The sequence below is a fragment of the Ignavibacteriota bacterium genome, assembly GCA_013285405.1.
Classification (GTDB): Bacteria; Bacteroidota; Ignavibacteria; order Ignavibacteriales; family Ignavibacteriaceae; genus IGN2.
This window is the reverse complement of the sequence record CP053446.1, coordinates 3725153-3738748: the sequence shown is the minus strand read 5'-3', so window position 1 is coordinate 3738748 and position 13596 is coordinate 3725153. Positions and strand designations below refer to the sequence as shown.

Here is a 13596-nt window from a genome sequence, read left to right as displayed (position 1 = left end):
TAATGTACAGAAAAACTTCAATTATAAATTAAAATCAAATAATATCAAGTTTTTTCCTTTGGCATCTTCATTGGATTATCAGTACCGTAAACATAACACAGAGGTGTAAAATGAAACGGATCATAATTCTTGCAGTTGTTCTTTTTGCTGCAGTAACTTTTAATGCAGATGCAAAGGGACATTATCACGGGGTGGGCGGATATTTTTATTCAGAACTATCTCCATATGGAAGCTGGATTGAAGTTGATTATGGAGTGGTGGTTTGGAGACCTACCATTATTCGTGTTAACTGGATGCCATATCAAATGGGTAATTGGGTATGGACATACGATGGATGGTATTGGGATTCATACGAACCTTTCGGATTCATCACGTATCACTACGGCAGATGGTATTATGATGACTATTATGGATGGCTTTGGTATCCTGACTATGAGTGGGCACCGGCGTGGGTCGAGTGGAGATATGATAACAATTACATCGGTTGGGCTCCGCTGCATCCGTATGCAACTTTCTCAATCTCAATCGGAATTTTTTGGAGTAATACTTATTACTCACCATACAATCACTGGAATTTTGTAACATATAACCATTTTTGTGATCCTTATGTATATAACTACTATGTTGGTCCTGATTACAAATATAGAATTTATGGTGAAACAAAGTATCGCAACGAGTACGGATATCGTAATGGGAGAGTTCAAAATAGAGGAATCGATGTTAAATATATTAGCACTCGCTCTGGTCAGCAAATAAAGCAGCGAGATATAATAAGAATCAATGATTCAAAAGATTGGAAACGAGATGATTTTGGAAAAAGCAATCAAATCAGAACACTTGATCTAAAACGTGATGAACTAGTGAAAAATGATTTGACCCGTATGGAAGTCAAACGAGAAAACAGACGTACTTCTTTGGATATGGAAAAAGTTCAGATTGGTAAAAGAGAAAATGTCAGAACAAATCAAAATGAAAACAAGTCCACCAATAGAAATGTTGACGTTCGCAACAATGATCAGAAAAGAAAAGATGTAAAAACTAATGTTGATAAATCATTTGAAGAGAAAAGATTTGAACCCAATCGTAATAGTGATTTAAATTCAGACCGTAACAAAGAAAAAATTGAAATAAGAAATAAAGAAACGGTTAGAAATAATAAAAAAGTTGACCTGAATCAAAACAGAAATGAAAATATTACTCAGAATAAAGATAGAGAAAATGATCAATACCGGAATAAAACGGATGTGAAGAAAGATTTGAATAAACAGAATCAGTATCAGGAAAAAGAAGTTAAACGTGAAAACACTAAGATAAATCAGTACGATCAGGTCAAAAGAAATGAAGTCAAAGATCAAAAGCGAAATGATGTTCAGAATAGAAATAACAATGAAAAAAAAGTCAAAACAGATAGAATTGTTGAGAAGGATAACACACGAGAAAAGAACAGAAGATAACTTAAAGCACCAGACTCTCTCCACACAAGCGGTATCAGCAATGGTACCGCTTTTTTATTTATATTAACATAAAAATTTAATCACCATTAATATTTAAATGAGTAAAAGCAATAATCTTTTTTACATACTCGGAGCATTTTTTGTTGCTAATGCGCTTCTTGCTGAATTTATTGGAGTTAAAATTTTTTCACTTGAAAAATCTTTAAGTATTTCACCAATTAATCTTTCTTTCTTTGGAGAGACTGATTTGTCATTCAACTTAACTGCTGGCGTACTGCTTTGGCCGGTTGTTTTTATAATGACTGATATTATTAATGAATATTATGGTCGAAAAGGCGTTAGGTTTATGTCATTCACCGCTGCTGGTTTGATTGCGTATGCGTTTCTGATGGTTTACGCTGCAATGGGTCTGCATCCCGCTGATTTCTGGATTCAACGAGAAACTACTTATGGTGTAATTAATATGGATCATGCATTTAATACAATTTTCGGACAAGGTTTATGGATAATAGTTGGTTCTTTAATTGCTTTTTTAATAGGTCAATTTGTAGATGTTTATGTTTTTCATTATCTAAGATCAATTACAGGCAGCTCAAAAATATGGTTGCGTGCGACAGGTTCTACTTTGATATCTCAGTTTATTGACAGCTTTGTTGTTCTTTTGATTGCGTTTTATCTGGGAGCCGGATGGGACCTATCACTCGTCTTAGCAATTGGTGTTGTCAATTACATTTATAAGTTTTTCATTGCTATTCTGCTAACCCCGCTGTTGTATCTACTCCATTTTTTGATTGATAGATATCTCGGTAAAGAACTTTCTTATAAACTGATTGAAGAAGCTGCAATTTCCAGCCGGATAAATTAAGTGCTAATCGTTCATTTTTATTAGAATTTACTCTAACAATTTACTTAGGCTTATTCAGAAATTTGGTGTAATTTTGTGAAGTAATTTTATGCAATTTTTAAAGCATTACTCAGATCATAAACTCACTTCGAATGAAAAAAATCTACACCATAATTATTATATCCATTCTTATGTTAAACAATATTATAACTTAGTGAAATAAAAAATTACCAGGAGTTAAAAATGAAAATTAGTAAAGAAGAAGCCCTTCAATATCACTCGATAGATAGAAAAGGTAAAATAGAAGTTATTGCTTCGAAACCTTGTTTAACTTCGCGTGATCTCTCATTAGCTTACACACCCGGCGTTGCAGAACCTTGCCGTGAAATTCACAATAATGTGGAAGATGTTTATAAATACACGGCAAAAGGAAATCTCGTTGCCGTTGTTTCAAATGGTACTGCTGTGCTTGGACTTGGTGATATAGGCGCCGAGGCAGGAAAACCAGTTATGGAGGGTAAAGGAGTTCTCTTTAAAAGATTTGCAGACATTGATGTATTTGATATTGAACTTGCCTCACATAATCCAAAAGAAATAATAAGAGCAGTACAGATGCTCGAACCAACATTTGGTGGTATTAATCTTGAGGATATAAAAGCGCCCGAATGTTTCGAAATAGAAGAAGAACTTAAAGCCACAATGAAAATTCCTGTTTTCCATGATGATCAACATGGTACAGCTATTATTTCATGTGCGGCACTAATTAATGCGGCTGAAGTTGCAGGTAAAAAATTAGATAAGTTAAAAATTGTTGTCAGTGGTGCTGGTGCGTCGGCAATCTCTTGCTGCAAACACTACATAATGGCTGGTGTTAAAAGGGAAAATATCTGGATGTTTGATACTAAAGGCTGCGTTACCAAGGACAGAAAGGACCTTAATAAGTATAAAGAGTTGTTTGCGCAGACCAAAGGATTTGCAACTTTAGCTGATGCAATGGTAGGTGCAGATGTATTTATCGGTTTATCGACCGGTGGTGTAGTTAGCAAAGATATGGTAAAATCAATGGATAAAAATCCTATCATTTTTGCGATGGCAAATCCTGATCCTGAAATAATGTATGATGAAGCTGTATCGGTTAGAGAAGATTTAATTATGGCCACGGGGAGAAGTGACTTTCCCAATCAGGTAAATAATGTTCTCGGATTTCCGTTTATTTTCAGAGGTGCTTTAGATGTAAGGGCAGTAGCAATCAATGATGAAATGAAAATGGCTGCCACTTTGGCATTGGCAAAACTTGCAAAAGAAAAAGTACCTGAGATGGTTCTTAGAGCGTATGGTGGTGAAGAATTTTCTTTCGGTAAAGAATATATTATCCCAAAACCGTTCGATCCCAGAGTACTCTGGTATGTTGCTCCTGCTGTTGCCAAAGCAGCAATTGAAACCGGAGTAGCAAAAATTAAAGAAATGAATTGGCAGGAATATGAGGAAAAACTTAAAGAAAGACTCGGCTTATCAAAAGAACTGATTCGTGTAATGATTCACAAGGCACAGAAACATCCTCTTAAAGTAGTTTATCCGGAAGGTGAAGAGGAAAAAATAATCAGGGCAGCTCATGTCGTTTATAATGATAACATGGCTTACCCGGTACTTTTGGGAAATGAGATAATTATAAAAGATGAGATTGAAAGATTAGGTTTTGATCAGAAAGAATTCCAGATATATGATCCTGAAGCAAGTGAAAAGAGAAATGCTTATGCAGATGCATTCTTCAGGAAACGTTCCAGAAAAGGTGCAACTTTAAAAGACACCAAAAACCTGATGAAGAAACCAAATTATTTTGGCTCAATGATGGTTGAATTAGGCGAAGCTGATGCACTCATCAGTGGTTTGACGACAAGTTATCCGACTACAATCAGACCAGCGCTCCAATGTGTCGGTATGAAACAGGGAGTTAAAGTTGTATCTGGACTTTATATTGTATTTGCAAAACAGGATGTTTACTTCTTTGCTGATACAACGGTGAATGTCAATCCGAATGTTGAACAACTTGCTGAAATTGCAATTTCAACTGCAGACACCGTTAAAGCTTTTGATGTCGTTCCGAAGATAGCTATGCTTTCTTTCAGCAATTTTGGAAGTGCACCATATCCTGAATCTATAAAAGTAAAGCAAGCCACTGAATTAATTAAAAAGCTTCGACCGGATTTAATGGTTGACGGTGAAATGCAAGCTGATACGGCAGTAGTACCTGAAATCATAGAAAGTGAATTTCCATTTAGTGCTTTAAAAGGAAAACCAAATATTCTAATCTTCCCGGATCTTAATTCAGGAAATATTGCTTACAAACTGATGGCAAGAATTGGGCAGGCTTCAGTTGTTGGTCCAATTTTAATGGGAATGAATAAAACCATTCACGTATTACAGAGAGGTGCCTCAGTTGATGATATTATCAATATGACTGCAATTGCTGTTGCGGATGCAGGGTCGAAGAAAAAATGATCTTTTTATGAGTGGGAGGAAGAGATTTTCTTCCTCCTCTCGTCCATAATCTACATTTCCCGCTGGTGGATGTAATTTTGTATTTAACCGATTAGTCCTTTAATTTTTTCTCACATCTTAAAATTTTTACTTAACAGACTTAAAATATTTTTATATGAAAGAGATTAGAATGCTCGCTGCAATTATGTTTACCGATATGGTAGGCTATACTGCATTGATGCAGGAAAATGAACGCAAGGCAAAGATTTTAAGAGATAAACATCGGGTCGTTCTCGACAGGTTGATACTGGAACATCGCGGACAAATCTTGCAATATTATGGAGACGGAACGCTTTCAATCTTCGGCAGTGCAATCGAAGCTGCTGTGTGTGGGGCGAAAATCCAACAAGAACTTCAATCGGAACCACAAGTCCCGCTGCGCATTGGTATTCATGCAGGTGATGTTGTTTATGATGATGAGGGTGTTTACGGCGATGGAGTAAACATCGCATCAAGAATTGAAAATTTAGCCGTACCAGGAAGCGTACTTATATCTGATAAAATCAATGATGAATTGAAAAATCAGACTGATGTATCATCTGTTTTTCTTGGAAGATATGAGCTAAAGAATGTTAAATCGCCGGTGAAAATTTATGCAATCAAAATGGATGGCTTGGTTATTCCTTCTCCTGATCAGTTGGAAGGTAAATCAGCTATCTCAGAAAATTCCATTGCTGTTTTACCTTTTATAAATCTTAGTACTGATAAAGAAAATGAATATTTCAGTGATGGGGTAACAGAAGAATTACTAAATGCACTTGCAAAAGTTGATGGACTTCTGGTAACCTCAAGAACTTCTTCGTTTGCATTCAAAGGAAAAAATACAGACATCAGGGAGATAGGAAAAACGCTCGGTGTAAAAACAGTTCTTGAAGGTAGTGTACGTAAATATGGAAATCGTGTGAGAGTGACTGCACAGCTAATAAATTCAGAAAACGGATATCATAAATGGTCAGAAACTTTTGACAGAAATATTGAAGATATTTTTGCAGTGCAGGATGAATTGGCAAACTCAATTGTTGATCAGTTAAAGAAAACCATAAAAATTCATAAATCGATTGAACAGCTTGTTAAAGCTCCAACTGAAAACATGGATGCGTACAATTTGTTTCTGAAAGGTTTGGATAGTTGGAATAAGTGGTCACCGGATTTTGTACTCAAAGCAATAAAATATTTTGAGGATGCAGTTGCAATCTCATCGGATTTTACTGCAGCTTATGCACGGCTTTCTGCATGTTATTCTTTTTTAGGTGCTGCAGGTTTTATGTCAAACAATGTTGCTTATGCAAAGGCTAAAGAATATGCAGAGAAAGCTTACAAACTTGATAGCTCAGCACTGGATTCACGGCTTGCTTTCGGAGTAGTTAAATATTTTAACGATTGGGATTGGGAAGGTGCGGAGAAATGTTTTCTAAAGGCTATTGAAATAAATCCAAACTCTGCTGAAGCGCATCAATATTATGCAATGCTGTTATCTACTTTAGGTTATCATAAAAAAGCTTTAAAAGAATCTGAAATAGCAAACCAGCTTGATCCGTTAAATGCACCAATAAGTTATATTCTTTCATTTGTTTACTTCAATAATAACAGAACGGATTTAGCAATCGAACAGCATAAAAAAACAATTGAACTTGATCCCGAGTTTGGTGATACATGGAATAGTCTGGCATGGATTTATTTAAAATCAAATGACTTCCAAAAAGGAATGGATATTTTCAATCAGAATCTGAACCAGCCCGCATTTAAATTAAAAGCAATCTCTGGTTTAGGATATGCTTATGGAAAATTAGGTCAGCCTGAGAAATCTAAAGAATATATTCAGATGCTGAACGAGATTAATTCAGAGCAGCTGCCAACAAATATGGAACAGGCAATTATTTACACCGGACTCGGAGAATTTGATTCTGCATTTGATCTTTTATTCAGTGCTATTGATAAACGTCTGAGCGGTTTGAATTTTATAAATGGGAAATATTGGAAAGAACTTCACGACCATCCAAAGTTTAAAGAAATTCTTCAACGGATGAACTTACCTCCAGATTAAAAGCAATTAAAATTATTTTCTGAATTTCAGCAATAATCACAACAAAATATTTTGAGAAAACATTTTTTAACAATAATTATTTCCCTCTTTGTTACAGTCTGTATCAATTCACAGGTGGATGAAGAAAATTATGTTACCGTAATTCCGGGCGAACATTATGCTGCGAGTGGCTTCTACGAATTTTTCTTTGGTAAACATTGGCGTGATGTATGGACTACTCCGGTAAGAGTTGAAGTTCTTGACTTAAATACTTTTTCAGGTGGATTAATTCCGACAGAGCGGGGTGGGGGAATGCAAACCAAATCTCTTCGATTTCAATCTGTCAATGGTAAAATCTGGAAGTTCAGATCGATTGAAAAAGATCCTTCAAAAGTTTTACCGGAAGACCTGAAAGAATCAATCGCAGAGGATATTCTGCAGGATCAGATAAGTTCTGCAAATCCGTATGCATCACTTGTAGTATCCCTTATACTCAAATCTCTTAACGTACTTGAAGCTGAACCGAAATTAGTTTTTCTTCCGGATGACGAAAAACTTGGTGAATTTCAAGAAGAGTTTGGAGGAATGCTTGGTTTTATTGAAGAACATCCTTCAGAAGGTTCGGATGGTTTACCTGGTTTTGAAAATGCGATTGATGTCAAAGGGACTTACAAATTATTTGATCATCTTGCTGTTAAAAGAAGCCAGAAGATAGATGCAGAAGGATTTCTAAAAGCTAGATTGATTGATATAATTCTTAGTGATTGGGACAGACATATGGATCAATGGCGATGGGCAAAATATGAGAGAAATATTAATGGTGAATCAAAAAGTATCTGGAAACCAATTCCGAGGGATAGAGACCAGGTCTTTTCAAAATATGATGGTCTCTTTCCGACAATCGCTGATTATGTTATTCCGCAGATAACAGACTTTGAAGTCGATTTCCCTCAAGTAGAAGATCTTACCTGGAACGGAAGATTCCTTGATAGAAGAGTTTTAACAGAACTCGATAAACATAGCTGGGATTCGGTTGCTGTTTTTGTTAAATCTCAAATTACTGATGAATTAATTGATAGCTCTTTAACAAAACTGCCGCCCGAAGTTTACAATATCTGCGCTCCGGAAATTTCTTACAAACTAAAATCAAGGCGTGATAATCTGTTGTGGGCATCTGATCAGTTTTACGGACTTGTGAATAAATATGCTGATGTTTTCTGTAGTGATGAAGATGATTATGTGGAAGTAAACAGAATTGATGATCTTTCAACAGTAGTTACAATCTTTAAAAGAGATAAGAAAAGTGGAATTGGCAAAGATGATCCTCTCTTTTATAAAGTTTTTGATAATGATATAACAATTGATTTAAGAATTCATCTCAATGATGGTGATGATAAAGCGTTTGTTATTGGCGAATGCTCAGAAAGTCCCATTGTGCGGATTGTAGGTGGTCATGGTCAGGATGAAATCGTCGATGAATCAATTGTTCATGGTAATTTTTTATCAATTACACCATTTCCTGCGACGCAGCGCAGAACTTATTTCTATGATAGCGGTAATAAAAGTGAAGTTGTTGAAGGTCCGGGAACAGTTTATGACGACACTGAATATCCAGATCCTGTAGATGAATTTGAAAAGTATGAACCCAAACAGATTGACAGAGGACATAACTGGCTGCCCGTTCCTGTTCTTGCTCTCGATACTGATTACGGATTAACAATCGGTGCAGGCGTCCAGCTTTATAAATATAATTTTAGAATGATACCTCATGAGTATTTGCAGCAATTAACCGTAAGCTATGCAACAAGATTCGGCAATTTTGCTGTAGCTTATGAAGGAGATTTTTATTCCGTTGTAAATAACGGAAGATTGAATTTGCTTGTTGCTGCTACTGAGCAATTTGTTACGCGTTATTTCGGCTACGGCAATGAAACGAATTACAACAGTGACCTTGAAAAAAATAATTATTACGAGACTAATCAAACTTTGATAACTTTATTTCCAACATTCCACTACAACTTTTCAAAAATTCTTTCAGGCAGTGTTGGAATTTCATTTGTGCATACGAATACTTCTCTTAAAAATGATACTTTACTTACAGATTTTAAATATGGTGACTATGGTTTGGGAGAGATAAATCCGTTTGGTATTCATCTTGCGTTAACAGTTGATGAAAAGGATCATCCGAATTACCCAACTAATGGTTACTGGATGAATTTTTACGGGAAGATTTTCCCTGAAGTATTTGATACACCCGAAACATTTTATATGACAGGATTTGATTTTAGAACTTACTTCACCCCGCAGTTTGGCTCATTTACCACTTTAGCTTTGAGGGCAGGTGGTAGTAAAATGTTTGGTAAATATCCATTCTATGCCGGTGCTACTATTGGAGGTGAAAATGATTTAAGAGGATACAACCACAAAAGATTCTCCGGTGATGCTGCACTATTCGGTCAGGCTGAACTCAGATTATTCGTTACTCAGATGAATATTATTATAAGGAGCAGGGTAGGAATCAATCTCTTTGCTGAAACCGGAAGAGTTTATATTGAAAATGATAGTTCTAAAAAGTGGCATCCATCTTATGGATTTGGATTATGGGTCTCATATTTTAATTCAATGATCATTGGGTCAACATACGTTGCTTTTTCACCCGACCGAACAACATTTTTCCTTGGACTTGGAATGGGGTTTTGAGAGAAGATTTATTTTCAATCAGGTTTTATTAATTCGTATATCTCATACTGACTTCTGATTTTCTTCTTTCCTGATGAGAGTTGATAATTATTAGTCTGATTTTGGTCAATTATTCTTGCTTTCTGATTATCATTCCACTGAAGATCAATTATTTTTTGTATCCGTTCCTGAATTTCTTTATCATAAACCGGGAATGCAACCTCTACTCTTCGGCTTAAGTTTCTTTTCATCCAATCTGCTGAAGCAAGAAAATATTTTTTATCACCATTATTGTTGAAAATGTAAATTCTTGAATGTTCAAGAAACCTGTCAACAATACTAATCACTTCAATATTTTCACTCAGGTCTTTTAATCCTGGAAGAAGACAACAAATTCCTCTGATAATTAATTTTATTTTAACTCCTGCCTGTGATGCTTCATACAATTTTCTAATTATTTTTCTGTCTTCAAGGCTATTGAGTTTTAATATGATTTCAGATGAGTTTCCCCCGATCGCAGCTTTAATTTCACTGTCGATCAGTTGCATCAAAGTCTTTCTTAAATTAAAAGGTGCAACGAGCAAGTGATTAAACTTTTCTTTTTCACTCTTTCTTTCAAGGAAATTGAAAATTCTTTTTATTTCTTTTCCCATTTCCTGATTCGATGTGAACAAACCAAAATCTGAATAAATCCTTGCTGTCTTTTCATTGAAGTTACCTGTAGATAAGTATGAATGAAATCTGGTTTTCCTTTTTTCAGTTCTTTCAATTAAGCAGAGTTTTGAGTGAACTTTCATTCCAGGGAAACTAAAATGTACTTTCACACCTGCTTTTACCAGAGCATCTGCTGACGCAAAGTTAGTTTCTTCATCAAACCTTGCTTTTACTTCAACGAATGCAGTTACATCTTTACCATTTTCAGCTGCTTTAATCAATGAACGGATAATTAATGATTCATTCGCAATTCTGTACAACGTTATCCTGATAGATTTTACATTCGCATCTTCAGCAGCAGATTCTAAAAATTTAAGAATATATCTGAACGATTGATAAGGAAAATGCAGAAGGATATCTTTCTTTGCAATAACATCAAATATCGATACCGGGTTATCAAAATCACGGCAGCTTTGAGGAAGCATTGATTCATATTCAAGTTGTGGTTTTTCAAAATTTGGAAAGTTGAAAAAATCATTGAAGTTATGATATCTTCCACCAGGGATAAGATCATCATTTTTAAGATGAAGCGCATCCTGCAGGAATTTTAAAAAATCATCAGGCATCTCATTGTCATAAAGAAATCTTGATGGAACTCCGGTTTTTCTTTTTGATAAACCTTTTTTAATTTTTTGTAACAGATCTCCACTGAATTCATCATCAATATAAAGTTCAGCATCTCTTGTTAGCTTAATCGAATAAGCACATTCGATCCGGTAGCCAGGAAATAATGTACTCAGGTTAATCCTTACTATATCATCGAGGAATATTACAAAGTGATTTCCGTTTTCTGCTGGAAGTGAAATGAATCTGCCGAGTCTATCTGCTGGTATCTCAGCAATTGCATATTTGAATCGCTGTAGTTTTGCTCGTCCGGATGAATGAGATTTTTTTTTACTTCTTAATTTAACCGCAAGATAGATTGAACGATTATGAAGAAATGTTGTGATATTATTTTTATCCAAAAGAGTAGGTTGTACATAAGGCAAAACCAGATCAAGAAAGTAAGTCTTTACAAAATTGCTTTGACCTTCTGAAATATTAGACTCATCCACCAAAAAAATATTTTGTTCATTTAACCCGGGAATTATTTCTTCGCGATAAATTTTCCCAAATTCTTCCTGTTGAAGTTTTACGGTTTCCTTTATTTTTTTGAGTAGAATTCTTGGTTGGAATCTTAGTGTTTGTCTGGATTTTTCTTTGAGATTCAACAAGCTTCTGAGCGATGCAACCCGTACCCTGAAAAATTCATCAAGGTTGGAAGAATAAATCGAGAGAAATTTTATTCTTTCATATAGCGGAACTGATGAATCCTTTGCTTCCTGCAGCACTCTGTGATTAAATGAGAGCCAGCTTAATTCCCGATCGAAGAAAACATTTTTTCCCATTATTTAATGTTCACTTCAGGTATAATTTTGGATATTCAAAAAAAAGTTGTGCACAGGAGTTTTTACCAATCTCTTTCCACTTTTTATCAACCTGTAAACCTACTATTCCGCATGTTGGAATATTGTCAATATATTTATCAGAAATATAATTGTTTAATAGTGTTAGTCCCGGATTATGTGCAACTATTACAATCGATTTATATTTTTCGTCAACTGTGTTGATAACATCAAGAATCTTGATGGAAGTTGCTTCATACAATTCATCAATGAGGACTATATTTTTTGCTGGAAAGTTTAATTTATCTGAAATGATAATCGCAGTTTTTTTTGTTCGTTTAGCAGGACTTGAAATAAAATAATCTGGTTTGATATTCTTCTCTCTAAGTACTTCACCCATAAACGGCGCATCTCTTTTACCACGTTTGTTCAATGGACGATCAAAATCCGGAAGACTTTGATCACCCCAGAATGATTTTGCATGTCTGATAAGGTATATTGTTTTCATTATGCTCTCAATCACAATTAATTAGCAAATTAAAATTAGGTAATTAGATAGAAGAAAATTGCATGACAATATAAAATAATTGTGATGATTATCACCGTGATGAATTAAAATAGGTTCTAACTTTTCCAGCAAATAATAAAATAATTAATAATAACTGGTGAAAAAGATAACTGAAAATATATTTACTTTGCAATTAAATCACTTAACAAGGAATATAAAATGAGCAGTGAAATTCTCAGCAAAGTAAAAGATTATGCAGAAAGAACTTTTCGTGAGAAAGGTTCAACCGATGCTTATTATCATAACTTTAACCACGCAGCAGATGTAGCGAAAGTCGCAGAAGAAATAGCTGATGCATCGGGAATAAATGAAAACGATAAGGAAATATTGTTAATAGCAGCATGGCTTCATGATATTGGTCATATTGAAAAATGTGAAGGTCATGAAGCTATCAGTATGGAGATGGCGTCCGGATTTCTCAGAGAAAATAATTATCCGGAAGATGGAATCAGTAAAGTTATTTCATTAATTGATGTAACGAGATTACCCAGAAATCCAAAAAATATTCTTGAAGATATTATTTGCGATGCAGACCTTCATCATCTTGGTACGGAAAAATCTGATTTTAATGCTGAGCTCCTCAGGAATGAAATTGAATCGATAAATTGTTGTAAAATACCAGATGAAGTTTGGATAAAGAATAATCTTAAATTTTTTAATCAGCATAGATTTTATACTGATTATGCAAAAGACCGATTCCAAACTCAAAAAAATATTAATTATATTAAACTCGAAAAGAAATTAAAAAAGGTTAATAAGAAAGTGGAAGAAGAAAAGAATTCTGTTTTTGACGAATCAAAAAAAGAAAAGAAGAAGGACAAAGAAAAAGATAAAGATGCCGGGCGTTCGATTGAAACGATGTTCCGTAATACTGTTCGTACTCACGTTGATTTTAGTTCAATGGCAGATACTAAAGCCAACATTATGATTAGTGTAAACACATTAATCCTTACGATTATTGTCAGCATAATGATACGAAAGCTTGATTCAAACCCGCAGCTAATTATTCCAACTGCAATACTAACGCTGACCAGCCTTGTAACTCTTGTATTTGCAATACTGGTAACTCGTCCGAAAGTATCACGCGGAACTTTTACTGAAGAAGATATTAAGGAGAAGAAAGTTAATCTTCTCTTTTTTGGCAATTTCCATAATATGTCACTTAAAGATTTTAATTGGGGTATGAAAGAGATGATGAAGGATAAAGGTTTTCTTTACGATAATATGATTATGGATTTCTATTACCTCGGGCAAGTGCTTGGACAAAAATATAAGAAGCTGCGAATCTGTTACACTATTTTTATGTACGGATTAATAATTTCTGTGCTGGCATTCGCAATAGCGTTTGTACTCAATCCCGGCACAGAACTAAGTCCTCTTATAGAATAAAT

Annotated in this window: 8 protein-coding genes; 6 read left to right on the top strand and 2 right to left on the bottom strand. The window is 34.8% G+C overall.

Annotation, left to right across the window (positions count from 1 at the left end; genetic code table 11):
* Positions 1-110 precede the first annotated feature (110 nt).
* From HND39_16315 to HND39_16295, 5 genes are all read left to right on the top strand, one after another.
* Complete coding sequence (locus HND39_16315) at positions 111-1454, top strand: hypothetical protein (GenBank protein ID QKJ97715.1); 1344 nt, start codon at positions 111-113, stop codon at positions 1452-1454.
* A 97-nt stretch (positions 1455-1551) separates the two neighbouring features.
* Positions 1552-2319: a queuosine precursor transporter gene (locus tag HND39_16310; GenBank protein QKJ97714.1), complete on the top strand. Its 768-nt coding sequence runs from the start codon at positions 1552-1554 to the stop codon at positions 2317-2319.
* Between the two features lie 222 nt (positions 2320-2541).
* Entirely contained in the window at positions 2542-4797 is a 2256-nt protein-coding gene (locus tag HND39_16305; protein QKJ97713.1) for an NADP-dependent malic enzyme, read from the top strand.
* Between the two features lie 154 nt (positions 4798-4951).
* The gene (locus HND39_16300) at positions 4952-6880 is read left to right on the top strand and encodes a tetratricopeptide repeat protein (protein QKJ97712.1); all 1929 of its coding nucleotides are present in this window, start codon (positions 4952-4954) and stop codon (positions 6878-6880) included.
* A gap of 51 nt (positions 6881-6931) precedes the next feature.
* Positions 6932-9559 (top strand): BamA/TamA family outer membrane protein, encoded by a 2628-nt coding sequence (locus HND39_16295; protein QKJ97711.1) that lies wholly within the window; start codon positions 6932-6934, stop codon positions 9557-9559.
* A gap of 14 nt (positions 9560-9573) precedes the next feature.
* On the opposite strand, the gene ppk1 is transcribed toward HND39_16295, so the two are convergent.
* Entirely contained in the window at positions 9574-11640 is a 2067-nt protein-coding gene (ppk1, locus tag HND39_16290; GenBank protein QKJ97710.1) for a polyphosphate kinase 1, read from the bottom strand.
* A gap of 10 nt (positions 11641-11650) precedes the next feature.
* Entirely contained in the window at positions 11651-12145 is a 495-nt protein-coding gene (locus tag HND39_16285) for a histidine phosphatase family protein (protein ID QKJ97709.1), read from the bottom strand.
* A gap of 219 nt (positions 12146-12364) precedes the next feature.
* Between HND39_16285 and HND39_16280 the strand changes: the two genes are divergently transcribed.
* Entirely contained in the window at positions 12365-13594 is a 1230-nt protein-coding gene (locus tag HND39_16280) for an HD domain-containing protein (protein QKJ97708.1), read from the top strand.
* The last annotated feature ends 2 nt before the right edge of the window (positions 13595-13596 follow it).

Excerpts from the sequence above, each read along its gene's own strand:
- HND39_16305 (QKJ97713.1), top strand. The coding sequence starts at position 2,542 with ATGAAAATTAGTAAAGAAGAAGCCCTTCAATATCACTCGATAGATAGA.
- HND39_16315 (QKJ97715.1), top strand. The coding sequence starts at position 111 with ATGAAACGGATCATAATTCTTGCAGTTGTTCTTTTTGCTGCAGTAACT.
- HND39_16310 (QKJ97714.1), top strand. The coding sequence starts at position 1,552 with ATGAGTAAAAGCAATAATCTTTTTTACATACTCGGAGCATTTTTTGTT.
- HND39_16280 (QKJ97708.1), top strand. The coding sequence starts at position 12,365 with ATGAGCAGTGAAATTCTCAGCAAAGTAAAAGATTATGCAGAAAGAACT.
- HND39_16300 (QKJ97712.1), top strand. The coding sequence starts at position 4,952 with ATGAAAGAGATTAGAATGCTCGCTGCAATTATGTTTACCGATATGGTA.
- ppk1 (QKJ97710.1), bottom strand. The coding sequence starts at position 11,640 with ATGGGAAAAAATGTTTTCTTCGATCGGGAATTAAGCTGGCTCTCATTT.
- HND39_16285 (QKJ97709.1), bottom strand. The coding sequence starts at position 12,145 with ATGAAAACAATATACCTTATCAGACATGCAAAATCATTCTGGGGTGAT.